Consider the following 26,056-nt stretch of genomic DNA (forward strand, 5'->3'; position numbering starts at 1 on the left):
CCTGTCGCTTGAATATTAGTGCTGATCCAGATTAACCGCTGTTGGCGCGGTCGGGTAGCGCATTCTCGGCAGATGCGGGAATAAATGCTGTGATTTTCGTCCCGTCATCTGGTTCGGAGCGGACCGAAAGCCCGCCACCATGGAATTCCATGCGTTCGCGCATGTTGCGAAGGCCAATACCGGCCCGAGGATCACGGTTACGGATATAGCGGTTGGTTTCAAAGCCAACCCCGTTATCAGAAATTCGCATCACAACACTTTGGCCTTCGCGTTTGATCGTCAGTTTGATGACGGTCGCATCGGCATGGCGTTCAATATTGGTTAGGGTCTCCTGCAGAACGCGGTACAGCGTGGTTTTCTTGGCGATATCAAGCTGGTTGTCGATATTTTCGCACTTCACCTCGATCAATATGCCCGAGCGGTCCTGAAGTTCTGCACACATGCTTTCGATTGCCGGTTTCAGGCCAAGGTCATCAAGAACGGCCGGACGCAGATCGCGCGAAATGCGGCGGACTTCATGGATGGCGTCCTGCAATCGTTTCGCGGCCTTTTCCATCGGTTCAATCGCGTTGTCGCGCTTTTGCCCGATCCGGGCAATGGCGGTTTCGACGGAATATTTGACCGATACCAAAATCTGGCTGATGCCATCATGCAGTTCGCGCGACACCCGAAGGCGTTCCTGTTCCTGCACATCAACAACGCGATGGGTCAGTTCCTTAAGCTTGGCATCGGCAAGCTTGCGTTCAGACAGGGTGACAACCGTGCCGGAAATCCCGACCAGCAAGACGGCAAGGATCGTAACCCCGATGATCGAAATGGTGGTTTCGCGGATATGGGTGGAAACTTCGGCTTCGATCTCGGCGACCTGTTCGGAAATATCGTCGATATAGATCCCGGTACCGATCATCCAGTCCCATTTTTCCAGCATCAGGGAATATGTGATCTTTTCGGTCGGCTCGCCCGTCGATGGCTTTTCCCAGACGTGGCGCATGAAATCGCCGCCCTTCTCCGCATTGAAAATCAGGCCCTGAATAACCGAGTTGCCATTGATATCGCGCAGGTTCCAATAGGTCCGCCCAAGGCGCCAAGGCTGCGGCGGGTCAACCAGCGCGGTGCCATCGCGGTCGTAAATAAAGAAATACCCGTCTTCGCCATATGACAGGTCTTCAATGATCGCTTTGACGCGTTCCTTGGAAACCGCATCAAGCGGGCTTGCCACCGAATAGATGTGGTCAATCGATGCAAGGGCCAGTTCAAGATAACTTTTCAGCTCATCCTTGCGGGCCTGAAGGATGTTGCGTTCAAAGGTTCTGATTTCTGCTTCGGCCAATCTTTCAGCCTGGGCGAACACCAGCCAGGAGATCGCGGAAGCGGCCAAAACCAGCGGCAGGATGGAAAGCAGCAGGAACTTTAGTCGAAGATTTAGCTTCGGCATGGGCGTAACCGTCTTGCGATAGTGGTGTTTTGCGTTTGCGGACAATAGCATATCTGTAACAAAAGTCGCTGAAAGATCGCGGTTTTCACCCCGTTTGGTTGATCAGTCCCGCTTTTGTTATTCCACATGGTGAAAAGCGGGTGGCGTGATCTAAGTCAGATTGGTATTACCAATTTTCGAGATCATGCTTTGACAGGAGGTGGGCGATGCGCATATATGATAACCAACGCCTGCCCACCGGGCGCCAAAAGCTCTGGATGCAATGCACAAGTTACTTCCGTGCAGGCATCTTGTTCCGCCACAAAAGGTATGGCGTTGCAGGCATCCCGCACCGCAACGCATTCCGGGACCATATCGTGGCGTTTCACTTGGTTTTGGCAGGCGCGCACAGGCACGTTCCTGCCAGGAAAATGTGGTAGGAGCCCGGTGTCAATGACGCGTTCTGCACCAAAGCGTATCCGTAAACTTCTGGTCGCCAACCGTGGCGAAATCGCGATTTGTGTTTTGCGAGCTGCCAACGAGCTTGGTATTCGCACAGTTGCGATTTTCTCTGACGAGGACCGTTTTGCCCTTCATCGTTTCAAGGCTGACGAAAGTTATACCGTCGGCAAGGGCAACAAACCTATTCGCGCGTATCTTGATATCGAAGACATCCTGCGTGTTGCCCGTGATGCCGGTGTGGACGCGATCCATCCGGGTTATGGTTTCCTGTCCGAGAATCCTGAATTTGCCGATGCCTGTGCCGAAGCCGGTATCCAGTTTGTTGGGCCGAATTCGGACGTCATGCGCACCCTTGGCAACAAGGTAGCTGCGCGCAATCTGGCCGAAAGTGCCGGTGTTCCGGTCATGCCGGCATCCAGCGCCCTTCCAGAAGACATGAACGAAGTCACCCGCATTGCCGAGGCAATCGGCTACCCGCTGATGCTGAAAGCCAGCTGGGGTGGCGGTGGCCGTGGTATGCGTGTCATTGAAAATGGCAAGGATCTGGCTGGTCAGGTTCTGGCGGCCCGCCGTGAAGCCGAAGCCGCCTTTGGCAATGGCGAGGTTTATTTCGAAAAGCTGATCCGCCGTGCACGCCATGTCGAGGTTCAGCTTCTGGGTGATACCCACGGAACCCTTGTGCATCTTTATGAGCGTGATTGCTCGGTCCAGCGTCGTAACCAGAAGGTCGTCGAACGCGCCCCGGCACCGTATCTTAATGAAGATCAGCGCAAGGAAATCTGTGATGCGGCAATCCGACTTGGCAAGGCTGCCAATTATGTGAATGCCGGGACTGTCGAATTCCTGATGGATGTTGATACATCCAAGTTCTACTTCATCGAGGTCAACCCGCGTATCCAGGTCGAGCACACCGTTACCGAATGTGTGACCGGCTTTGACTTGGTAAAGGCGCAAATCCTGATCGCGCAGGGCGGGCGTATCGGTTTCCCGTCTGAAACCGGTATTCCGTGGCAGGACAAGATCAAGCTGCGTGACCACGCGCTTCAGTGCCGTATCACCACTGAAAACCCGGAAAACAACTTTGTCCCGGATTACGGGATCATCAAGGTCTATCGTGGTGCCAACGGCTTTGGCATTCGTCTTGATGGCGGCACGGCCTATTCGGGTGCAGTGATCACGCCTTTCTATGACAGTATGCTGGAAAAGGTCACCGCATGGGGCAGCACGCCGCGTGAAGCGGTGGACCGTATGGACCGTGCACTTCGCGAATTCCGTATTCGTGGTGTTGCGACCAACCTGGCCTTCCTTGAAAACCTGATCAACCACCCGAAATTCCGGGCTGGTGAATACACCACGCGCTTTATTGACGAGACGCCTGATCTGTTCAAATTCGTGCGCCGTCGTGACCGTGCGACCCGCTTGCTGCGCTTCATCGGTGAAGTCGCGGTCAATGGCAACCCGGAAGTCGAAGGTCGCGTTGTCCCGACCAATCTGCATGATCCGGTCATGCCGAAATCCATCGATCTTGGCGAAATCCGTCCGGGCACCAAGCAGAAGCTTGATCAGCTTGGGCCAGAGGGTTTCTCGCGCTGGATGAAGGATCAGGAACGCGTTCTGATCACGGATACCACCATGCGTGATGCGCATCAGTCCCTGTTGGCAACGCGTATGCGTACTTACGACATGCTCGAAATTGCGCCTTACTACGCGCATGGTCTGCCGGAACTGTTTTCGCTGGAATGCTGGGGTGGCGCGACGTTTGACGTTGCCATGCGCTTCTTGAAAGAAGATCCTTGGGATCGCCTGGTCAAGTTGCGTGAGCGTGTACCAAACATCCTGACCCAGATGCTTCTGCGTGCGTCGAACGCAGTTGGCTATACGAACTATCCCGATAATGCGGTCGATTACTTCGTCAAACAGGCTGCCGAACATGGCATGGATGTCTTCCGCGTGTTTGATTCCCTGAACTGGGTCGACAACATGAAGGTCGCGATGGAATTGGTTCTGAAAACCGACAAGCTTTGCGAAGCGACCATCTGCTACACCGGTGACATCTACGACAAGAGCCGCCCGAAATATAACCTTGATTACTATGTGAATATGGCCCGCGAGCTTGAGGCATCCGGTGCACATATCCTTGGTCTTAAGGACATGGCGGGTGTGTTGCGTCCGGCGGCTGCGACCGAATTGGTCAAGGCGCTCAAGGATACGGTCAATATTCCGATCCACTTCCACACCCATGACACCAGCGGCATTTCAGCCGCAACCGTGATTGCAGCGATCGATGCCGGTGTTGATGCGGTCGATGCGGCAATGGATTCCATGTCGGGTCTGACATCGCAGCCAAACCTTGGCTCGATCGTGAATAACTATATCGGTCAGGCGCGTGATCCGGGCCTTAAGACCGAGGCGCTCAAGGAAGTTTCCACCTATTGGGAACAAGTCCGTCGTTATTATGCCGGCTTTGAAAGCGACATCCGCAGCGGCACGTCCGATGTTTATGTCCATGAAATGCCGGGCGGCCAATATACCAACCTGCGTCAGCAAGCCCGTGCCTTGGGGATCGAAGATCGCTGGCCTGAAGTGTCCAAGGCATATGCTGCGGTCAACAAGATGTTCGGTGATGTCGTCAAAGTAACGCCAAGCTCCAAGGTCGTTGGTGACATGGCGCTGATGATGGTGACGTCAGGTTTGTCGGAAGAAGACGTTCTTGATCCGAAAAAGGACATCGCCTTCCCCGATAGCGTCATTTCCTTCTTCCGTGGTGAAATCGGTCAACCGGTTGGCGGCTTCCCGCCGGCCCTTCAGCGCAAGGTTCTTAAAGGTGCCGAAGCACTGACCGATCGTCCGGGCAAGTCATTGCCGCCGATCGATTTTGAAGCGACCCGCAAGGACATCGAAAAGAAAACGCATCGTAATATCAGCGACGCCGAGGTTGCATCCTATGTGATGTATCCCAAGGTGTTCCTTGATTACGCCGAACATCGCAGCCATCACGCCGATGTTTCCGTTCTGCCGACCCCGGTCTTCTTCTATGGGATGAACCAGAACCAGGAAATCTCGGTTGATCTGGAAAAGGGCAAGACCCTGGTGATCCGCTATCTCGCGACATCAGAGTTTGGCGACGAAGAAGGTCACCGCACGGTGTTCTTCGAGCTGAACGGTCAGCCCCGTACGGTCAAGGTTGCCGATAAGACGCTGGCAGCGTCGGGCAAGGCAAAACCAAAAGCCGAAGACGGCAACAAGCTGCATGTCGCAGCACCGATGCCGGGTCTTGTGGTCGAGGTGCATGTCTCCGAAGGCCAGAAGGTCAAATCCGGTGACGTGATGTGCTCGCTTGAGGCGATGAAAATGGAAACCGCGGTTCACGCGGAAAAGGACGGGATCGTGGCGAAAATCCACGCGCCTGCCGGTACACAGGTCGACAGCAAGGACTTGCTGGTCGAATTGAGGGAGTAACCACCGATGCTTAGGATGCCTGAGCCTGATCAAAACACACTTGCGCGTCGCAAGGACATTATTGCCGCCATGCGGGACATCATTCCCTCTGTTGGTGGTGTCATTGTCGATGATGATCAGCTCAGGCCCTATGAATGCGATGGTTTGATGGCCTATCGCCAACTTCCGATGATTGTGGTCCTGCCCGAAAATACCGGGCAGGTCGCAGCCATCCTTAAATATTGTCACGAAAACAAGGTGCGCGTTGTCCCGCGCGGGGCAGGTACCGGCCTTTCGGGTGGGGCGCTGCCAATGGCAGATGCGATCACGATTTCGATGATGAAGTTCAATCGCGTGCTCGAGATTGACTGGGACAACCGTGCTGCCGTCGTGCAGCCCGGTGTCACCAATCTGGGCATCACGCGCGCGGTCGAACATGAAGGTTTCTATTACGCCCCCGATCCATCAAGCCAGATTGCCTGCTCGATCGGTGGCAATATTGCCGAAAATTCCGGCGGGGTGCATTGCCTGAAATACGGGCTTACCACCAATAATGTGCTTGGCGTCGAGATGGTCACCATCGAAGGCGAAATCCTGCGTGTTGGTGGCAAGGGGCTTGATCAGGCGGGCTATGACCTGCTGGGCATTATTACCGGTTCCGAAGGATTGCTTGGCATCGTTACCGAAGTAACGGTGCGTATTCTGCGCAAACCGGAAACCGCACGTGCGCTTTTGCTTGGTTTCAATTCATCCGAAGAAGGCGGCAATTGCGTTGCTGCCATCATTGCCGCAGGCATCATTCCCGGCGGGCTTGAGATGATGGATGCACCGGCAATCCAGGCGACCGAGGATTTCGTTCATGCCGGTTATCCGCTTGATGTCGAGGCGTTGCTTCTGGTCGAACTGGATGGTCCGCAGGTCGAAGTGGATTATCTGATCGACCGGGTTGGCCGGATCGCCAAGGATTGTGGTGCGGTTTATTCCCGCATTTCCGAAAACGAAGAAGAACGACTTCTGTTCTGGTCGGGCCGCAAAAACGCGTTTCCTGCCATCGGGCGTATTTCACCAGATTATATGTGCATGGACGGCACCATCCCGCGTGGCCGTCTTGCCGAAGTCCTGACCGGTATGCAGGACCTGTCCAAGCGTCACGGTCTTGGCGTTGCCAATGTATTCCATGCAGGCGATGGCAACCTCCATCCGCTGATCATGTTTGATGCCAACAAACCCGGAGATCTTGAAAAGGCCGAGGAATTCGGGGCCGATATCCTGAAACTATGCGTTGCTGTTGGCGGCGTTCTGTCCGGTGAACATGGCATTGGCGTCGAAAAACGTGACCTGATGGGCGAGATGTTCACGACGGATGACATGAAGCATCAGGAACGCATCAAGATGGCCTTTGACGAGGACCAGCTGCTCAACCCCGGCAAGGTATTCCCGACCTTGCACGGCTGTGGAGAACTTAAAACCCTTCATGCCAAGGCGGTTGCCGACAAATTCCCGGATATCCCGCGCTTCTGATTGGCGCGCATAAACCAAGACCCAAAGAATAGAAAACAAAAGCCGGCCAATTGGCTCCCGCAAATCTGATTGGCACGGCTCAGGAGAGGAAGAGAGATAACCATGGTGGACGTGCTTTCCCCCACCACGCCAGAACAACTGCGTGATGCAGTTGGCTGGGCGCTTGGATCGAAGACCCCACTCGAAATCATTGGAACAGGAACCAAGCGGGCTTTTGGCCATGCGGTCAAAACCAATGCGGTTCTGGATTGCTCAAAACTTTCAGGCATCCTGTTTTACGAGCCGGAAGAACTGGTGATCTCTGCGCGCGCAGGTACACCATTGGCCGAGATCGAGGCTGCCTTGGCGGAAAAGAAACAGCTGTTCCATTTTGAGCCGGGATATTTTCCGGGCTTGCTGGGCGCGGGTGCGCATCAGGGTGCCGGGACCATCGGTGGTTTGGTTGCCTCCAACATTGCCGGTTCACGGCGCATCAAGGTTGGATCGGCCCGTGACCATGTTCTGGGATTTGAAGCCATTTCCGGTCGGGCAGAAGATTTCAAATCCGGCGGCCGGGTGATGAAGAACGTGACGGGCTTTGATCTGTCCAAGCTGATGTCGGGGTCGTTTGGCACCTTGGGCGTTATGCATACCGTGACGCTTAAGGTCATGCCGCGTGATGAAACCTCGGCCACGATCATTGTTGGTGTTGATGACCCGCAAGCAGCAGGCAAGGCCATGACCCTTGCGATGCGCAGTGAAAACGAAGTTTCGGCGGCGGCTTGGATCGCATCGGGTGACATTCGTATGCTTGATATCCCGATGGCATCCGAGTTTGGCTGTGGATTGGTGGTTTTGCGTGTCGAGGGACCGAAGCCCTCAGTCGCCTGGCGGGCCGAGGCACTTTGCAAGGCCTTGGCACCGTTTGGTGAAACCCATGAATTGGCGGATGGCTATAGCCAGCGTGTCTGGCATTTCGTTGGCGATGTGAAGCCGTTTGCCGGGACTGCGGACAGTAATAGCCTTCTGTGGCGGGTATCGGTTCCGCCAGCAAGTGGCGGCGACGTTTGTGCGCGTCTAATGGCGGAAACCGGTGGTCGAACCATGATGGATTGGGCCGGTGGTCTGATCTGGCTTCAAAGTGCCGGACCAGATGCAATGGCGACCGTCATTCGCGATATCGCAAGTTCGGCTGGCGGTAAGGCTGATCTGGTGCGTGCGTCTGAGGCTGTGCGTGAAACCGTTCCGGTGTTTCAGGCGGAAAACGCGGCTTTGGCCAAGATTAATGCCAAGATCAAAGAAAACTTCGATCCCGAATGCATCCTTAATCCGGGCCGATTAACCCCGGCATCGATCAGCGGGGAGGGCGCGTAATGCAAACCAACTTTACCCCGGCCCAGCTTGAAAACCCGATCATCGCCGAAAGCGAACAGATATTGCGCAAATGCGTGCATTGCGGCTTTTGTACCGCGACCTGCCCGACCTTTGTGACATTGGGCGATGAACTTGATAGCCCGCGCGGGCGCATTTATCTGATCAAGGACATGCTCGAAAATGACAAACCGGCAACAGATCGGGTGGTAAAGCACCTTGATCGCTGTCTGTCATGCCTGTCTTGCACCAGCACCTGCCCATCGGGCGTCGATTACATGCATCTGATCGACAATGCCCGGGCGCATATCGAAGAAAACTATGAACGCCCCTTGGGCGACCGGTTGTTGCGCAAATTGTTGGCGCTGGTTGTGCCGAACCCGACCTTGTTCCGGCTTTCTCTGATCGGGGCAAAATTCGCAAGCCCCTTTGCCCGTCTGATGCCAGGCCGGCTTAAGGGCATGGTGAAAATGGGTGCGCGTCATATGCCACCCCCCAGCTGGGTGGATAAGCCACAGGTCATTCCGGCGGTGGGGCAGCGCAAAGGACGCGTTGCGATCCTGACCGGATGCGCGCAACAAGTGCTTGAGACCGAGATCAACGAATCGACGGTTCGTCTACTTACCCGCCTTGGCATCGAGGTTGTCGTGGCCAAGGGGGCCGGTTGTTGCGGGTCGCTTGTCCATCACATGGGTAAAGAAGAACAATCCCATCATCAGGCAAAGGGCAATATTGACGCTTGGACTGCGGAGCTTGCAGGTGACGGGCTTGATGCGATTGTCATCACCGCGTCTGGCTGTGGCACGACGGTCAAGGATTACGGCCATATGTTGCGAAATGATCCGGCCTATGCCGATAAGGCAGCCAAGGTGTCCGGTCTTGCCAAGGACATTACTGAATATCTTGCCGGGCTTGAGGTTGATGATGCGGTGTTTGCCGGGGCACAACACGGGAATCCGCGCGTGGCTTATCATTCGGCCTGTTCGATGCAGCATGGTCAGAAGATCACCCGTCCGCCACGCGATCTGTTGAAGCAGGCTGGATATGACGTGGTTGAGATTGCCGAAGGCCATCTGTGCTGCGGATCAGCCGGTGTCTATAACCTGTTGCAGCCTGAAATCGCCGGAAAGCTTCAGGAACGCAAACGTGGCAATATCCGCGCGACGCAGCCTGACTTGGTGGCGACCGGTAATATTGGCTGCATGATCCAGATCGAAACGGATGATCTTAAGGTGATCCATACAGTTCAGTTGCTTGATTGGGCATCTGGCGGGCCGGTTCCATCAAAGCTTCAAGACAAGGCGATGGCAGCGCGCTAACCAATCCGGATTTCGATCGTTTAAACCAAAAGAAGACGGCGGGGCATCAACCCCGCCGTCTTCTTCTATAGAATTGGTGCGGCCATCGTTATCTGGCGCAATCCGAAAACCTGTTGAAGGTTGTCTGTACTAGTCTTCTTTGCCAAGCAGGCTTTGCGCGATGCCTTCGGCAGCGGAACCTTCGCTGCTGTCTTCGGCATAGGCTGCGGTTTTGTCACGAATCCACTGCAGCGCGTCTTCTTCGCTGACCTCAACCTTTTGGGCAACAAGCGAAAGCACGGCTTCGATCGCCAGAACGTGGGAAGCGACGTTATTCACCGCGATATGAAGATCATCGATATGGCGCGATGCGGCTTCGGACATCTCACCGAGTTCACCAGACAGTTTCTGGATCAGCTGCTGAATCTCGTCGAGCGAGGCGTTGCTCATGTCTTTCTCCTTATATGACTGTGCGTTAAGTGCACGGCCTTCCTGTTCCCTATGGTGCAAGAGTTGCGGGAAACGGGGGGTATGTAAAGAGCCAGCTCAGAATAAACCCTTCGCACGCCCGATCATGACAGTGCCAGATGGTTGGCTGGGGCAAATGTGACAGTTTTTGTTACAGCCTGTCGCAAATAACCGTCATTTGGCCGGGAATGGCGCGAAAATCGGTAAAAATGACCATGATAGTGATATTGCTAAATTATTGAAAAATATAATGAAAAATCCATATTTTTACCGCTCTGATGCGTTGTCACATAACGTTAACAAAAGCGACACAATACCGTAAGCGCCCAGCGGTAGAGTCCGCCTCGCAGATCGTTGCACCGTTCCGAAGTGGAACAACCATTGGGGAATTTATGATGAAGAAGACTCTTGCTGTTGCGGCGCTTATGAGCGTTGCCTTTGCTGGCGCTGCCGAAGCACGCGACCAGATTCGTATCGTTGGTTCGTCCACCGTCTTCCCGTTCGCAACCGCGGTTGCTGAAGAATTCGGTAAAACCACCTCTTTCAAGACTCCGGTTATTGAATCGACCGGTTCTGGCGGTGGTCTGAAGCTGTTCTGCGCCGGTGTAGGCGAACAGCATCCGGACATCACCAACGCTTCGCGTCGCATCAAGAACTCCGAAGTTGAAACTTGCGCAAAGAACGGCATTGCCGAAGTAACCGAAGTTAAAGTTGGTTTCGACGGTATCGTTCTTTCGAACTCGAACGCAGCACCGCAGCTGGATCTGACCAAAGAACAGATCTTCCTGGCACTTGCTAAAACCGTTCCGTCCAAAGACGGTAGCTCGCTGATCGACAACCCGTACAGCACCTGGGCCGAAATCGACCCGAGCCTGCCGGACGTTAAAATCGAAGTTCTGGGCCCGCCCCCGACCTCCGGTACCCGTGATGCCTTCACCGAGCTGGTACTCGAAGAAGCTTGCGATGAGTTCCCGGCAATCAAAGCACTTAAAGACACCAACAAAGACCAGCACAAAGCTGTCTGCGCTGGCGTTCGTGAAGACGGTGCATATGTTGAAGCTGGTGAGAACGACAACCTGATCGTTCAGAAACTCGAAGCCAACAAAGACGCATTCGGCATCTTCGGCTTCTCGTTCCTCGACCAGAACGGCGACAAACTTCAGGGTTCGATGATCTCTGGTGTTGAGCCGACCTTCGAAGCTATCTCTGCTGGTGACTATCCGGTTTCCCGTTCGCTGTTCTTCTACGTGAAAAACGCGCACGTTGGCACCATCCCGGGCATCAAAGAATACCTCGCAGAATTCACCGCTGACAAAGCTTGGGGCGATGAAGGCTACCTTGCTGACCGTGGCCTCATCCCGATGAGCGCTGCTGAGCGTGAAGCTGTTCGCAACGCGACGATGAACCTTTCGCCGCTGAGCATGTAACGCGATCTTTCAATCGGTGGCAGCCAATGCTGCCACCGGTTTCTTTGTTTCCAGGCTTGATTGTTTTATTGTTTTTGTCCTATTGGCCTCTCATCTGATTTCTACAGGCTCACCTGGCAAACGGATTTAACGTAATGTCCCTGTCTTTCCTGTTGCTCGCGGTTGCCGCACTTTGTGCGCTGTCCTTCTATTTCGGACGCCAGCGGGCCGTAGCCCTTTCGGGCGGCCGGCACAGCAATCTTCATTCACTTCCGGCGCACTATGGGACCTATGTCGCCCTGTGGTGTGGCCTTCCTGCGTTGTTGCTGCTGCTTGTCTGGTACATGTTCCAGGGTTCGATCATCGAAGCGATGATCATCTCCGATTTGCCGGCCGAAATTACCGGCGATACCGGCCAGCTTTCACTGGCGCTTAACAGCATTTCGCTGATCGCAGCTGGCAATGGCCAGCATCTGACGGTCTCCCCGGAAGTTGTCGAAGCCGGTCAGCGTTTGTCCAACCTTCAGTCGATTGCAAATGGTGCACTGGTTGTCGTGATGCTCAGCGTCGCGATGGTCGGTACTACGCTGTCGTTCCGCAAAATTGATCCGGAACTGCGTGCACGCAACAATGTCGAACGCATCGCGCGCGCGATGATGATTGCCTGCTCGGCGATTGCGATCCTGTCCACGGTTGGCATCGTTTTCTCGCTTCTGTTCGAAGCATTGCACTTCTTTAGCAAGATCAACCCGTTCGAGTTCCTGTTTGGTCTTGAATGGAGCCCGCAGACAGCCATCCGCGCAGATCAGGTGGCATCCGAAGGTGCCTTTGGCGCGATCCCGCTGTTTGTTGGCACACTTCTGATCACCATCATTGCGATGTGTGTCGCGGTTCCGGTTGGTTTGTTCTCGGCCATCTATATGGGCGAATACGCGTCGTCGAAATTCCGCGCGATTGCAAAGCCTGCTCTTGAAATTCTGGCTGGTGTTCCGACGGTTGTTTACGGCTTCTTTGCTGCCCTGACCGTTGCACCGTTCCTGCGCAATAATGGCGCGGTACTTGGTCTTGATGTCAGTTCCGAAAGTGCGCTGGCGGCGGGTCTTGTCATGGGTGTCATGATCATCCCGTTCGTATCGTCGCTTTCTGATGACGTGATGTCGCAGGTGCCGAAATCGCTTCGTGACGGGTCTTATGGTTTGGGTGCTACCAAATCTGAAACCATTCGCCACGTGATTTTCCCGGCTGCTTTGCCAGGCATCGTTGGTGCGGTTCTTTTGGCGGTGTCGCGCGCGATCGGCGAAACCATGATTGTGGTGATGGCTGCTGGCCTTGCTGCGAACATGACGGCAAACCCGCTTCAGGCTGTCACGACGGTAACGGTTCAGATCGTAACGCTTCTGGTCGGTGACCAGGAATTCGATAGTGCAAAAACCCTCTCGGCCTTTGCGTTGGGGCTGGTTCTTTTCCTTGTCACCTTGGGCTTGAACGTATTTGCCCTTAAGGTAGTTCAGAAGTATCGCGAGAAATATGACTGATATGGCATCTCTTATGGAAGACAGAGCCGCAGCAAAGGTGATCTCGGACAACACGCATAAGCCCGTTGATTGGGATAGCCCGAAGATTGCCCGTAACATCAAAAAACGTTACGCCGCAGAACGCCGCTTTAAAGTTTATGGTTTGAGCGCAATCGGTATTGCGCTTATGGCCCTGTTCGTCTTGGCATTTTCGATCGGGTCTAAAGGCTATAGCGCCTTTTACCAGACCTATGTCCAGCTTGAAGTGACCTTTGATCCAGCTGTTATTGATCCGGATGGCACGGGTGATCCCGCTGTTATTGGCCGGGCGAACTTTGATGGTCTGATCAAGGAATCGCTTCGCACACGTTTCCCGGAAGTCACGAGCCGTCGCGAAAAGCGCGACCTTTATGACATCGTTTCGGGTGGCGCATCCTATGACCTGCGCGAGCGCGTCATGAACAACCCGTCGCTGATTGGTCAGACCCGCAAGATCTGGCTGATTTCGGGTGATGATTTTGACATGCTCAACAAGGGCTATATCGACGCCAATGTCGATGAAGGCAGCCGTCGTCTGAACGATCAGCAGATCAGTTGGTATAACGATCTTGTCGAAGCCGGCGCTGTTGAAAAGCAGTTCCACGCGCGCTTCTTTACCAGCGGTGACTTCCGCGAGCCGGAACTTGCCGGTATTTGGGGCGCTGCGGTCGGATCGTTCTATACCCTGCTTGTGACCCTGGCATTGTCCTTCCCGATCGGTGTTCTGGCTGCGGTTTATCTTGAAGAATTCGCACCGAAGAACCGTTTCACCACGATTGTTGAGGTTAACATCAACAATCTGGCTGCGGTTCCGTCGATCGTGTTTGGTCTGCTGGGGCTTGAGGTCTATCTCAACGTTATGCATCTGCCGCGTTCGGCCCCGGTCGTTGGTGGCTTGACGCTGGCACTGATGACCCTGCCGACAATCATTATTGCATCGCGTGCCGCGATCAAGGCGGTCCCGCCGTCGATCCGTCAGGCAGCACTTGGTCTTGGTGCTTCACCGGTTCAGACCGTAACCCACCACGTCCTGCCGTTGGCAATGCCAGGCATTCTGACGGGCACGATCATTGGCATGGCGCAGGCGCTTGGCGAAACTGCACCGCTTCTGATGATCGGTATGGTGGCGTTCATCGTCGACATTCCGGGTGGTGCACTCGATCCGGCGACGGTTCTGCCGGTTCAGATCTATCTGTGGGCAGACAGTCCGGAGCGTGCCTTTGTCGAGAAAACCTCGGCGGCGATTATGGTTTTGCTGGCTTTCTTGGTTCTGATGAACGGATTTGCCGTGTATCTGCGCAAAAAATTTGAACGGAAGTGGTAAAATGGCTGTTGTATCCCAAAGCGCAATGACGGCAGAGCCGTCGGTCGCAAGCCCGAAAATGACGGCGCGTGACCTTAATCTTTTCTATAGCGACAACCAGGCCCTGTTTGACGTCAATCTTGATATCGTCGAACGTCAGGTAACCGCGCTGATTGGTCCGTCTGGTTGCGGCAAGTCAACGTTCCTGCGCTGCATGAACCGTATGAATGACACAATTGATGGCGTCACGATTAACGGTCAAGTCACCCTTGATGGTCGTGACATCTATGACAAGCGCATCGACGTTGTTCAGCTGCGTGCACGTATCGGCATGGTGTTCCAGAAACCGAACCCGTTCCCGAAATCGATCTATGACAACGTGGCTTATGGCCCGCGTATCCATGGTCTGGTCAATTCGCGTGACGAGCTTGACGAAATCGTCATGACCTCGCTTGAGCGCGCTGGTCTTCTGAAAGAAGTCAAAGATCGCCTGCAGTCACCGGCAACCGGTCTTTCCGGTGGTCAGCAGCAGCGTCTGTGCATTGCACGTGCGGTTGCGGTTAGCCCGGAAGTGATCCTGATGGATGAGCCGTGCTCGGCACTGGATCCGATTGCAACGGCAAAGGTTGAAGAGCTGATTGACGAACTGCGTTCGAACTACACGATCGTGATCGTCACGCACTCCATGCAGCAGGCCGCGCGTGTATCGCAGCGGACCGCATTCTTCCACCTTGGCAAGCTGGTTGAAGTTGGTGAAACCGATCAGATCTTCACCAACCCGAAAGACGAACGCACCAAGGGTTACATTACCGGTCGCTTTGGTTAAGCGACACGAGGAGAGCGAATAAATGGCTGACGACAAAACCCATATCGTAAGTTCGTTCGACGAGGAACTCACCCGTCTGAACAACATCATCTCGCAGATGGGCGGGCTTGCAGAAAGTCAGCTGATCTCTGCGATCCGCTCCATCGTCAAGCGTGACTCCGAACTGGCTGAAAAAGTCATTCTGTCGGACAAGCGTATCGACGTTCTGGAACAGGAAGTTCAGGATTTTGCTGTTCGTCTGCTGGCGCTTCGCCAGCCGATGGCAGATGACCTGCGTCAGGTTGTGACGGCACTCAAGCTGTCAAACGATCTGGAACGTATTGGTGACTTGGCCAAAAACATCGCCAAGCGCGCCCAGGTCCTGAACCAGATCCCGCCGATCCGTCCGGTTCAGGTGATCCCGAATATGGGCAAGCTGGCCCAGGAGATCATCAAGGACGTTCTTGATGCCTATATCGAAGGCGATGCCGAAAAGGCAGAACGTGTCTGGGCACGCGATCAGGAAGTCGACGATATGTACAATTCGCTGTTCCGCGAATTGCTGACCTACATGATGGAAGATCCGCGCAACATCACCGCATCGACCCACATGCTGTTCATTGCCAAGAACATCGAACGTATTGGTGATCACGCGACCAACATCGCCGAAACGATCTATTACCGGATCAAAGGCGAAGACCTGCCGGCACTTGACCGGCCAAAAAACGACGCCGCGAATTTCGCAGTCGTCGAACCGAATGAGTGACACTGGAGCATAGGAAGATGGACCCAACGGTTCTTATCGTCGAGGACGAAGCTGCAATCGTAACCATGTTGCGCTACAACCTCGAACGCGAGGGGATGCAGGTTGTCGAAGCCGGAGACGGTGACGAAGCGTTGAAGATTTTTGCGGAAACGCATGTTGATCTTGTTCTTCTGGACTGGATGTTGCCGGTCATGTCAGGCATCGAAGTCTGCCGTCAGATCCGCCGCAAACCGGAAAGCCGTGACCTGCCGGTCATTATGGTGACCGCACGTGGCGAAGAAGGCGACCGTATTCGCGGTCTTGATACCGGGGCTGACGACTATGTGACCAAGCCGTTCGCGATTGGCGAATTACTTGCCCGTATCCGCGCGCTTCTGCGTCGTTCGGGTCCAGCGCAACCACAAGGGCAGTTGGTTTATTCCGATATCGAGATGGATTTGGCCGCGCACCGCGTCAGCCGCAATGGCAAGGCCATCCACCTTGGTCCGACCGAATTCCGTCTGCTGCGCTATTTCCTGGAACATCCGGGTCGTGTCTTCTCGCGCGAACAGCTTCTGAATGCTGTTTGGGGTCCGAACATTTATGTCGAAACCCGTACCGTTGACGTTCACATTCGTCGCCTGCGCAAGGCACTGAATGACGTCAAAGGCACCCGCGATATCATCCGCACCGTTCGTGCGGCGGGCTATGCGCTGGATTCCGAAACCGCTGCCTGATCTGGCCGGTTTCAATTTGCCTTACGAAAAACCCCCGGTGCCATGGGCATCGGGGGTTTTTGTTTAGTTGTCCTTGGGCTTGGTTGTCCGGGCCCTTGGTGATTTTGTCGCTGTGCCGGTTTTCGCGGTTGTGCCACTTGCCGTTGTTTTGCGTGCCGTTGTCTTTTTGGCTGCACTCGACCGCACTGTCGGTGTTTTCTTCGCCGCCGTCTTTCGCGTGGTCGTTTTCTTGGCAGCCGGTTTACGCGTAGCCGCCTTCTTTGCCGGGGCCTTGGTTGCCGCCTTTGCCGTTGGTTCTGCGAGCACTTCTGGCTCCGGCTTTGTCTCTGCTGCAGGCTTTGGCACAGGTGTCGGCACTGCAGCGCTGACTTCGGCAGCTTTTCTGCGTTGGCTTCTTGGCGCCAACTCGTTCATCAATAGCATATCGGCACGGCGGAACTTGGCGATTTCGGCATCGATATCTTCTTGTGGGACGTCACAGGCTGACAGGACGTGATCGGATAACCGAAGCCCGGTTTCGAGAACTTCGGGGATTGCCGCATCCGCCCCGCTGCGCGATAGCGACCCGATATGGGTGATGTCCTGGGCACGGGCAAAGATTTTCAGATGCGGATAGTTCTGGCGCAAAAGGGCGACGGTTTTCTCGGTCGCATGCGGGTTCCCCATGGCAACGACCGCAATCCTTGCTTCGTTTGTATGCGCGGCCCGGAAGGTTTCCGGTCTGGAGCCGTCAGCAAAGTAAACGGGTAATCCCTCGGCCCGACCACGTGACACCTGTTGAGCATCGCTATCAAGAACGATGAACGGGATATCGCGGGTCTTCAAAAGACGGGCCAGAACCCGACCAACACGGCCACTGCCGATCACGAGAACATGTTGTTGAATGCCATCGGTTCCCTCGGAAATAGGGCCAAGCTGATCTTCTTCTTTGGGGTGCAGTTTTTCTTCGATCTTGTGACCGATGCTGATCAGGGTCGGGGTCAGCGCCATCGACAAAGCCACCACCGGGATCAACATCGCCGCCATATCAAACGGGATCGCCCCGTTTTGGGCGGCTAGTGCGAACATGACAAAGGCGAACTCACCCCCGGCGGCCAAACTAAGTGCCACGCGAAGGGCTGATCCGGTATCGAAACTAACCGCGCGGGCCAGAATGAACAGAACTGCCGTTTTGATCGTGATCAGCATGATCAGCCAGAAAACAACACTGCCCAGCTGATCCCAAAGCACATTGGCATTGACCGACATGCCGACCGACATGAAAAACAGCGACAGGAAAACCCCACGGAACGGGGCAATGTCGGCTTCGATCTGATGGCGGAATTCGGTTTCGGCCAGCATCACACCGGCGATAAAGGCGCCAAGCGCCATGGAAAGCCCGGACACCTCGGTCAAGGTACTGGCAGCCAGCACGACAAACAGGGTGACAATGGCAAACAGTTCCGGGTTCTTAAGCGCCGCGATATAGCGATAAAGACGTGGCAGAACAAACCGCCCGACCAGAAGCAAAAGCGCGACCGAGCCAAATCCAAGAAGGATGCTGATCCACGGGCTGGTTTCCGTGCCCGCATTGCCTGCGGCTTGCACCATAATAAGGAACGGACCAACGGCGACGTCTTGCAGCAGCAGGATCGCCAGGGCCGCGCGGCCAAAACGGGTATTAAGCTGCCGGTCGTCTGAAAGCTGTTTCAGGATAATCGCCGTTGATGACAGCGCCAACGCACCAGCAATCACAAGGGCAGTGGGCAGTGCCAGATCCATCATGGCCAGAACCCCCAAAAGGGCCGCCATGGAAACAAGGATCTGCATCAGTCCAAGGGCGGCAAACCGCCCGCCAATCACGCGCAAACGTTCACGTGACAATTCCAAACCGATCATAAACAGCAGGAAAACAACGCCAAGTTCGGCAACAGTTGAGATATCTTCGCGTTCCGTAATCAGGCCAAGCCCGAACGGACCAATAAAGAAACCACCAATCAAAAAGCCGATAATCGAATTGGCGCGCAGGCGATGCGCGATGGGGACGGCCACAACAGCAGCAGTCAGGATCAGGAACAGCTCGAACAGAACGCTGTGATGCATGGTCAAAAACGATCCGGCAGGCAGTTAAATAACTGAAACAACGAGATTAACAGGATAACGAAAATAGCCCCGCCAGTCCTGTGGAAATTTGCTGTTTATAATGCAATTAACCCGCAGGGATTTGATCTGGTTCAAGGCCAGAAGGCTTTGACTATTCTAGCGCCATTCAAAAAAGGCTGCGTAACCACTGAGGGGATGGTGGTGTGACAATTGTCATCGCCAGATGACTTGCTATTGCCTGATTCCAATGCCATGTTCCCCACGCCCTGATCCGGGCCAATTTAAAAACGTTATTCAATACGAGCACACGCATCTTGGAACAGTTCATCCCCTATATTCAGATTGTCGCTGGTCTTATTCTTCTGACCGCAGGTGGCGAGTTTATTGTTCGGGGCGCAGTTGGCCTTGCCTTGCTGCTTGGGGTGTCCAAGGTGATTGTCGGTTTGACGATTGTCGCAGCCGGAACGTCGGCACCGGAGTTTGTTGTGTCGCTGAATGCAGCTCTTAAAGACACGGCTGACATCGCGATGGGTAACGTTGTTGGATCAAACATCGCCAACATCCTTTTGATACTGGGTGCTGTTGCATTGCTTAAGCCTGTTGCGGCCGGTCGTGTGACCGTGGTGCGCGATGGCGGTACGATGTTGTTGGGAACCGTCCTGTTTATCGGGCTTTGCATGTTTGGCATTATCGAGCGCTGGGCAGGTGCCCTGATGCTCGCCGTTTTGGTGGCCATCTGGTACTTCACCTACAAGCATGACAAAAACCAACCGAGCGAAGCCAGTAGCCTTCACGAAGACGAAGTCGATGAAGTCGGCGAAGTTCCGACCGGCTGGACCAAGCCGATCATTGCGACAGTCATTGGTATCGTTGCCCTGATGTTTGGTGCGGAATGGCTGGTGGATGGCGGTGTTGCAGTTGCCCGTGAATTTGGTGTGTCCGAGGCGGTGATTGGCCTGACACTGGTGGCGTTTGGTACGTCGCTTCCGGAACTTGCGGCGTCCCTTGTGGCGGCCTTCCGTGGGCATTCCGATGTCGCACTGGGCAACGTGTTTGGCTCGAACCTTTTGAACCTTCTGGTCATCATTGGTGGCGTATCGCTGATCTCGCCGATCCCGGTTCCGGATCAGATCATGAATTCTGATCTTTGGGTCATGCTGGCGGTGACCATTGCCTTGCTGATTGTTGCCTTTGCATGGCGCAAGATTGGCCGGGTTACCGGTGTTGCCTTTGTGATTGCCTATTTGGTCTATGTTTTCCAGCTCGTCGCAGCGTAAGATATTGAACTGCGGGCCGACTTGGCCCGTACGTCATCCAATTGCGATGCGGTGTGATGTAAAAGGATCAAGGGTTCAATGACAGCTCAGTTGCCACAAACGGTTTTGATTACAGGTGCGGCAAAGCGCATTGGCCGGGCTGTGGCGCTTGATCTGGCGGGGCAGGGCTATGATGTGGCCCTTCATTGTCACAGTTCGCGCAAGGATGCCGAACAGCTTGCCGATGAAATCCGTGCGCTTGGTCGTCGTGCCTGCGTCATTTCGGCCGATCTTTCCAAAGAAGAAGACACCCATCGCATTATCCGCGAAGCACAGGCGGCTTTGGGGCCGATTGGGGTTTTGATCAATAACGCATCGACATTTGAATATGACGATGTCGGGACCGCAACGCGCGATAGCTGGGATCTGCATATGGAAGCCAATTTGCGCGCGCCATTTGTCCTGTCCCAGGAATTTGCCAAACGTCTTCCAGATGATGCGCGAGGCCTGATCGTCAATCTGATTGATCAGCGGGTATGGAATCTAAACCCGCATTTCATGACCTATACTTTGTCCAAAGCAGGCCTTTGGGCCCTGACCCAGACGCTTGCATTGGCCTTGGCACCGAAAATTCGTGTGAATGCCATCGGGCCGGGGCCGGCATTGCCTAGTACCCGACAAACACAGGAAGTTTTCGATCAGCAATGCGCGAAAACGCCTCTAAAAGTTGGGACAAACCCGCAAGAGATTTGCGACGCGGTTCGATTTTTCCTTGCCGCGCCGGCCATCACCGGGCAAATGTTAGCCCTTGACGGCGGGCAGCACCTTGATTGGGCGCCCAGTGGCGAAGATGACAAGCCAATCGAATGATGCCCGGCATTGATGTCTGACATCAATGCCAACATCGGGCCGGATATGCATGGTGCGATCCATAGGACCCATGCACGAAAGCAGCACAAGGAAGACCGGAATATGACCGCAGGCCTGAAACAGGACGCAAAAATAACGACATTGCCGTTTGCCGATTTGGCAGGCAGCCTGCGCCGCGTCTTCGTGCGTGACATGGTTATTCATACCTCGATCGGGGTTTATGACCATGAAAAGGAAGCCCCGCAGCGTGTGCGCATCAATCTTGATCTTTCCGTGCTCGAAGGCGATGGCGTTCAGAATGACGACATCATGACCGTGCTAAGCTACGAAGATCTTGTGGTTGGCACCCGTCGTATTTGCCAGGATGGTCACACCAACCTTGTGGAAACCCTTGGGGAAAAACTGGCTGATATGTGCCTGGCTGATCCCCGCGTGCGCAAGGTGATCGTTCGGGTTGAAAAGCTCGACGTTTTTGAAGACGTCTCGGCGGTCGGGGTCGAAATCGAACGGCACAATATCGCCCGTTAATTTACGTCACATTCCGGTAAAAAATTTACTTTTGTAAACGAACGTCACAAGGGACTCTGTGATTCCTCTGGGGCGAATCGCGATTCGCCTTATGCACAAGCATTTGGCGAGTTGGAATCAAAGGAAAATATTCGATTTTTACGACTGTATTACCGAATGATTTCAGGTTGACAGTATTTTTACCTAAATAAAACAATGACTTAACAGTTTTGCTCAATAATTGGGCACTTCACAGAACGTTAAGACTCTCAAGGGGTGCAGACAATAGCCCCCCTATTACCCACATAGTTATCCACAGTCTTGGTGGACATCTTTTTTCCGGGGCGATTCCCTGTCACGCTGTTGCGATGTTAATCTTTTCGGGTATGTTCCAACCCCCTTCCTGTTTGTGACGATCGTCACAACTTTGGATGTATTTGTGTGATCGCGGAGTGTCCTGATGAAGCCACCAGTTTCCCCCGAAAACCCGACCGGGGATGATGCCCCGAAACGGGAAATCGGTTTGTCACTGGATGGTGAACCGACCGAGGGCGGAGCTGCGCGTGGTGTCGAGGCGATCAAACATGCGCTTAAAACCATGCCGGGGTCGCCGGGCGTCTATCGCATGCTTGATGACAAGGACCGGGTTCTTTATGTCGGCAAGGCCAAAAGCCTGAAAAAGCGCGTGGTATCCTATACCCGCATCATGCAGCTGCCGATCCGCATTGCCCGCATGGTGGCGCAAACGGTGCGGATGGAAATCATCACCACCCATACCGAGGCCGAAGCCCTTCTTCTTGAATCCAACCTGATCAAGAAGCTTAAACCCCGTTACAACATCCTGCTGCGTGACGACAAAAGTTTCCCATATATCCTGATCACCGAGGATCACGATTACCCGCGCATCGTCAAACATCGCGGCGCGCGCGCCAAGGATGGCAGTTGCTTTGGCCCGTTTGCATCGGCCTGGGCGGTCAACAACACGATTAACCATCTGCAGCGCGCCTTTTTGCTGCGGTCCTGCACGGATGCGGTGTTTTCCAACCGGTCGCGTCCCTGTTTGCTTTATCAAATCAAGCGCTGTGCAGCACCCTGTGTGGATCGCATTTCCAAACCCGAATATGACGGGCTTGTTGATATCTGTCGGGACTTCCTGACCGGGCGCAGCCAGAAGATCCTCAAGCAGCTTGAAGCTGACATGATGGATGCGTCGGAAAAGATGGAGTTCGAACAGGCCGCGATGTATCGCGACCGTATCCGCGCGCTTAGCCAAATCCGATCGCATCAGGACATTAACCTAGAAGGTGTTGAAGAGGCCGACGTCATTTCCCTTCATCAGGAAGGCGGGCAAAGCTGTGTGCAGGTCTTCTTCTTCCGGTCAGGGTCAAACTACGGCAACCGGTCCTATTTCCCGCGCCATGAACAATCGGCCGAAATTCCGGAAATCCTGTCGGCCTTTGTCGGGCAGTTCTATGCCGACAAACCGGCCCCCAAACAGGTTTTCTTATCCCACGAGATCGAAGGGCAGGAGCTGGTTGAAAACGCACTCGGCATTAACAATAACCGCAAGATCGAACTGCTGGTGCCCAAGCGGGGTGGCAAGCGCAAGCTGGTTGAGCATGCCCTGACCAATGCCAAAGACGCATTGGGCCGCCGCATGGCCGAAAGTGCGACCCAGCGCAAATTGCTTGAAGACCTTGCTGACAAGCTTGATCTGGAAACCACGCCCGAGCGGATCGAGGTTTATGATAACTCCCACACCCAGGGCACCAACATGGTTGGCGGGATGATTGTCGCAGGACCCGAAGGCTTCATTAAAAACGCGTACCGCAAATTCAACATCAAGGGTGATATCGCACCGGGTGATGACTTTGCCATGATGCGCGAAGTCCTGACGCGGCGCTTTGCCCGCGCGCAAAAGGATGACCCGGATCGTGAAAACGGCACCTGGCCGGATCTGTGCCTGATCGATGGTGGCTTGGGTCAGCTTGGCGTCGCGCGCGAGGTACTCGAAGACCTTGGCATCGAAGACGTGATGCTGGTTGGTGTTGCCAAGGGTGTGGATCGTAATGCCGGTAAGGAAGTCCTGCATATTCCGGGCAAGGCGCCGGTGCGTTTGGATATGAAAGACCCGGTTCTGTATTTCATCCAGCGCCTGCGCGATGAAGCCCACCGTTGGGCGATTGGCACCCATCGGGCCAAACGTGCCAAGCAGATCGGCAAAAGCGTTCTGGATTCGGTGCCAGGCGTGGGTGGGGCGCGCAAAAAGGCGCTTTTGCACCATTTCGGATCTGCGCGCGGGGTGGCGGATGCAGGCTTGGCCGATCTTGAAGCGGTCGAAGGCATCAGTGCCGCACTCGCCCGAAAGATTTATGATCATTTCCACGATCAAAAGTGATCACATCAGCAATTGAATGTTCATTGGTGAACAAAGGGAACGCAGCCCTTGTGGTATGCGCTTCAAGCCTTTAATAATTGCCCGGCTTTGGGCGAAGCATTGTCCGGGCCGCAGGATCATCGCCGTAAATACCCGCTAAACAGGCCCGTTTATGAAAAACCAGATTCCCAATCTGCTGACCTTGTCGCGCATCATCGTGATCCCGGCTTTGGTCGCATCGTTTTACATCGACGGTCCGGCGGGCAACTGGATCGGCTTTGCCCTGTTTGCCTTTGCCGGTGTGACCGACTTCTTTGACGGCTATCTTGCGCGTTCGATGAATGTGGTCTCCCCTCTGGGCCGGTTCCTTGACCCGATTGCCGACAAGCTTCTGGTTGCTGCTGCATTGATGATGATGGTGGCCCATGAACGCATTGCCGGTTTTTCGGTGCTGCCGGCCGTGATCATCATGTGCCGTGAAATCATGGTATCGGGCCTGCGCGAACATCTGGCCGAGCTTAAAGTACCGCTTCCGGTCACGGTGCTTGCGAAATGGAAAACAACGGCCCAGATCCTTGCGATCGGTTTCCTTCTGGTTGGTGATGCATCGCCGGACCTGATCCCGTCGATCCTGATTGGTGATATCCTGCTGTGGATTGCCGGGATTGTGACGGTTCAGACCGGTTATATCTATCTTCGCACCGGTTTGAAGCATCTCGATTAACCCACAAGGTTCGGGCGGTATTGATGGCGCGCGTTTCAGTTCAGGAACATGATTTTGATCCGGGTGCGGAGCTTGCCGCACTGACCGATGGGCGTACCGATATTGGTGCGGCGGTCAGTTTTGTCGGGCTGGTGCGCGATATCCATGGCGGGAATCAGGTATCAAGCCTGACACTGGATCATTATCCGGGCATGACCGAACGTGAACTTGAAAAGATCGCGGATGAGGCATCAAAGCGCTGGCCGCTTGATGATGTTCGGATTGTTCATCGCTTTGGCAAAATGCTGCCCGGTGAACGGATCGTTCTGGTCATCACGCTTTCGGCCCATCGTCGAGCGGCATTTGAAGCCTGCGACTTCATAATGGATTTCCTGAAAACCCGTGCGCCATTCTGGAAGCGTGAAGAAACGCCCGAAGGCGAAAAATGGGTAACGGCAAAGGCATCCGATGATGCCGATGCCGACCGCTGGAATAGCTAACTCAGACGAACTTCATCAAAAGCGAAACAAATGATGTCAGGGCTGTCTGAAGGGCGGCGGCCTCATTGACCTTGTTGCGCAGCTCCTTCATCTCCGCCACGTCCTGATCGCTGACCGTGATTGCGCTCTGAAGCTGCTTGGTCTGAAGGCTGACCAGAAGTTCGCCCGCTTTATCAAGCATCGGTTTGGTTGCGACCTGTTGATCAATGGATGCGGATTGATAGGTTACCGCTGCCTGCTGATAGGTGCGTTCGGCATTCATGATCAGCGTTTGTAAATTATCACTCATGATATCCCCCTTCATTTACTGTGTTGCGGTTTCAAGAAGGCTGGTGCCTTCGGTTACAAGTTCCTGCGGGCTGAGCTTGTTGATGCGATCTGCAAGACTGATGCCCTGTTCGACCGCCGCAAACAGGGCGGTGGCATCAAGCTTGGTGTAATTGTCGATCTGACCTTGCAGTTTGTCGCCAAGCTTGGTCGCGGTGACAAATGCACGCAACGTGTTGGATTGCATCAGCTTTTCGGTCGCGACCAAACCGTTCCATTTCTGCCACCATATTTGATAACGCAATGTCAGGGCATCTGGTTCGCTGGCGTCGTCCTTGCGGATGCTATTTAGTTCGGCAATTAGCGCGCTTCGGCGTGCGAGATATTTTGGCGGATTGCGGGCAAAATCATTGCTGATGGAGGCCAACTGAGTGCGCAGTTTTTCGAGGATCGGGCCAGATTGCGTGACGGCGGAAGCGCCGAGAGCCGAACCTGCTTCAATATTGTCAAAGATCGCGACGAACTGCTGATATTGCTTCCGCAAATCCTGCAAGGTCGCGTTCCACTGATCCTGTACACCCGGTGCAATCTTGACTGCGTCGGGATCAAGCAAGGTGTCGATATTGGCAGGCGTCACCTGTCCGGTGAAGGCGTCCATATTGGCAACGAACTCGGACCGCTTGGCGGTTTCCGATTTGCTGAAGGGAACAAATTGCTGCTCATGTGCTTTGGCATAACCATCAAAGGCCGCTTCGGTCGCTGTGCCAAATTGCGTGACCGACAGTTTGAGTGTTTCAGCCTTTTGGCTGCAGGCGGCCAAAACTGTGACAACCGCAATTACAAGGCCGTTGCGGAAAACCTGTTTAAATCTGGAAACCATTTTTATCCCCACCGAGTTGCCGTGATGGCAATCAGACGGGATGGTTTGGGATTTGTGACGGCAATAAAAAACGCCGCACAAGGATGCGCGGCGTTAAATGCTGTTCTAAGGCGG

The 26,056-nt window shown here is 54.5% G+C and carries 21 protein-coding genes; 16 read left to right on the forward strand and 5 right to left on the reverse strand.

Annotated features, from left to right (window positions below; all coding sequences use genetic code 11):
• Positions 1–31: 31 nt before the first annotated feature.
• Positions 32–1,435 (reverse strand): cache domain-containing protein, encoded by a 1,404-nt coding sequence (locus ACMZ66_RS12205; protein WP_416937482.1) that lies wholly within the window; start codon positions 1,433–1,435, stop codon positions 32–34.
• A gap of 432 nt (positions 1,436–1,867) precedes the next feature.
• Here ACMZ66_RS12205 and ACMZ66_RS12210 point away from each other — a divergent pair, with 432 nt between their 5' ends.
• The 4 genes from ACMZ66_RS12210 to glcF all read left to right on the forward strand — a co-directional run bounded on the left by ACMZ66_RS12210 (position 1,868) and on the right by glcF (position 9,504).
• Positions 1,868–5,335: a pyruvate carboxylase gene (locus ACMZ66_RS12210; RefSeq protein ID WP_416937483.1), complete on the forward strand. Its 3,468-nt coding sequence runs from the start codon at positions 1,868–1,870 to the stop codon at positions 5,333–5,335.
• 15 nt (positions 5,336–5,350) lie between these two features.
• Complete coding sequence (locus tag ACMZ66_RS12215) at positions 5,351–6,835, forward strand: FAD-linked oxidase C-terminal domain-containing protein (RefSeq protein WP_416937686.1); 1,485 nt, start codon at positions 5,351–5,353, stop codon at positions 6,833–6,835.
• A 102-nt stretch (positions 6,836–6,937) separates the two neighbouring features.
• Positions 6,938–8,188 (forward strand): glycolate oxidase subunit GlcE, encoded by a 1,251-nt coding sequence (gene glcE / locus ACMZ66_RS12220; RefSeq protein ID WP_416937484.1) that lies wholly within the window; start codon positions 6,938–6,940, stop codon positions 8,186–8,188.
• Positions 8,188–9,504, forward strand: coding sequence for a glycolate oxidase subunit GlcF (glcF, locus tag ACMZ66_RS12225; protein ID WP_416937485.1), 1,317 nt, complete (start codon positions 8,188–8,190; stop codon positions 9,502–9,504). The genes glcE and glcF overlap by 1 nt, the downstream gene beginning before the upstream one ends.
• Before the next feature lie 129 nt (positions 9,505–9,633).
• Here the strand turns inward: glcF and ACMZ66_RS12230 are convergent, their stop codons facing one another.
• A complete protein-coding gene (locus tag ACMZ66_RS12230) occupies positions 9,634–9,933 on the reverse strand; it encodes a hypothetical protein (RefSeq protein ID WP_416937486.1) in 300 nt (99 codons plus the stop codon).
• A gap of 410 nt (positions 9,934–10,343) precedes the next feature.
• Between ACMZ66_RS12230 and ACMZ66_RS12235 the strand changes: the two genes are divergently transcribed.
• From ACMZ66_RS12235 to phoB, 6 genes are all read left to right on the forward strand, one after another.
• Positions 10,344–11,378, forward strand: coding sequence for a PstS family phosphate ABC transporter substrate-binding protein (locus ACMZ66_RS12235; RefSeq protein WP_416937487.1), 1,035 nt, complete (start codon positions 10,344–10,346; stop codon positions 11,376–11,378).
• A gap of 134 nt (positions 11,379–11,512) precedes the next feature.
• The gene (gene pstC, locus ACMZ66_RS12240) at positions 11,513–12,892 is read left to right on the forward strand and encodes a phosphate ABC transporter permease subunit PstC (protein ID WP_416937488.1); all 1,380 of its coding nucleotides are present in this window, start codon (positions 11,513–11,515) and stop codon (positions 12,890–12,892) included.
• The gene (gene pstA / locus ACMZ66_RS12245; protein WP_416937489.1) at positions 12,885–14,234 is read left to right on the forward strand and encodes a phosphate ABC transporter permease PstA; all 1,350 of its coding nucleotides are present in this window, start codon (positions 12,885–12,887) and stop codon (positions 14,232–14,234) included. Before pstC ends, pstA begins: the two co-directional genes overlap by 8 nt.
• Before the next feature lies 1 nt (position 14,235).
• On the forward strand, positions 14,236–15,039 hold the full coding sequence (pstB, locus tag ACMZ66_RS12250) for a phosphate ABC transporter ATP-binding protein PstB (RefSeq protein ID WP_416937490.1): 804 nt from the start codon (positions 14,236–14,238) through the stop codon (positions 15,037–15,039).
• Between the two features lie 22 nt (positions 15,040–15,061).
• The gene (gene phoU, locus ACMZ66_RS12255; protein WP_416937491.1) at positions 15,062–15,784 is read left to right on the forward strand and encodes a phosphate signaling complex protein PhoU; all 723 of its coding nucleotides are present in this window, start codon (positions 15,062–15,064) and stop codon (positions 15,782–15,784) included.
• 17 nt (positions 15,785–15,801) lie between these two features.
• Positions 15,802–16,500, forward strand: coding sequence for a phosphate regulon transcriptional regulator PhoB (gene phoB, locus ACMZ66_RS12260; RefSeq protein WP_416937492.1), 699 nt, complete (start codon positions 15,802–15,804; stop codon positions 16,498–16,500).
• 63 nt (positions 16,501–16,563) lie between these two features.
• On the opposite strand, the gene ACMZ66_RS12265 is transcribed toward phoB, so the two are convergent.
• Positions 16,564–18,582, reverse strand: a complete 2,019-nt coding sequence (locus tag ACMZ66_RS12265; RefSeq protein ID WP_416937493.1) for a cation:proton antiporter — start codon at positions 18,580–18,582, stop codon at positions 16,564–16,566.
• A gap of 314 nt (positions 18,583–18,896) precedes the next feature.
• Between ACMZ66_RS12265 and ACMZ66_RS12270 the strand changes: the two genes are divergently transcribed.
• From ACMZ66_RS12270 to moaE, 6 genes are all read left to right on the forward strand, one after another.
• A complete protein-coding gene (locus tag ACMZ66_RS12270; RefSeq protein WP_416937494.1) occupies positions 18,897–19,859 on the forward strand; it encodes a calcium/sodium antiporter in 963 nt (320 codons plus the stop codon).
• 78 nt (positions 19,860–19,937) lie between these two features.
• Positions 19,938–20,708, forward strand: coding sequence for an SDR family oxidoreductase (locus ACMZ66_RS12275; RefSeq protein ID WP_416937495.1), 771 nt, complete (start codon positions 19,938–19,940; stop codon positions 20,706–20,708).
• A 102-nt stretch (positions 20,709–20,810) separates the two neighbouring features.
• Entirely contained in the window at positions 20,811–21,236 is a 426-nt protein-coding gene (gene folB, locus ACMZ66_RS12280) for a dihydroneopterin aldolase (protein WP_416937687.1), read from the forward strand.
• A gap of 439 nt (positions 21,237–21,675) precedes the next feature.
• Complete coding sequence (gene uvrC / locus ACMZ66_RS12285) at positions 21,676–23,613, forward strand: excinuclease ABC subunit UvrC (RefSeq protein ID WP_416937496.1); 1,938 nt, start codon at positions 21,676–21,678, stop codon at positions 23,611–23,613.
• Between the two features lie 151 nt (positions 23,614–23,764).
• The gene (gene pgsA / locus ACMZ66_RS12290; RefSeq protein WP_416937497.1) at positions 23,765–24,316 is read left to right on the forward strand and encodes a CDP-diacylglycerol--glycerol-3-phosphate 3-phosphatidyltransferase; all 552 of its coding nucleotides are present in this window, start codon (positions 23,765–23,767) and stop codon (positions 24,314–24,316) included.
• Between the two features lie 23 nt (positions 24,317–24,339).
• Positions 24,340–24,795: a molybdopterin synthase catalytic subunit MoaE gene (moaE, locus tag ACMZ66_RS12295; protein WP_416937498.1), complete on the forward strand. Its 456-nt coding sequence runs from the start codon at positions 24,340–24,342 to the stop codon at positions 24,793–24,795.
• A 1-nt stretch (position 24,796) separates the two neighbouring features.
• On the opposite strand, the gene ACMZ66_RS12300 is transcribed toward moaE, so the two are convergent.
• Together ACMZ66_RS12300 and ACMZ66_RS12305 are read right to left on the reverse strand one after the other, a co-directional pair.
• Entirely contained in the window at positions 24,797–25,084 is a 288-nt protein-coding gene (locus ACMZ66_RS12300; RefSeq protein WP_416937499.1) for a hypothetical protein, read from the reverse strand.
• Between the two features lie 15 nt (positions 25,085–25,099).
• Positions 25,100–25,942, reverse strand: coding sequence for a hypothetical protein (locus ACMZ66_RS12305; protein ID WP_416937500.1), 843 nt, complete (start codon positions 25,940–25,942; stop codon positions 25,100–25,102).
• Positions 25,943–26,056: the final 114 nt, after the last annotated feature.

Source organism: Thalassospira sp. (genome assembly GCF_048059015.1).
In the GTDB taxonomy this organism is placed as follows: domain Bacteria; phylum Pseudomonadota; class Alphaproteobacteria; order Rhodospirillales; family Thalassospiraceae; genus Thalassospira.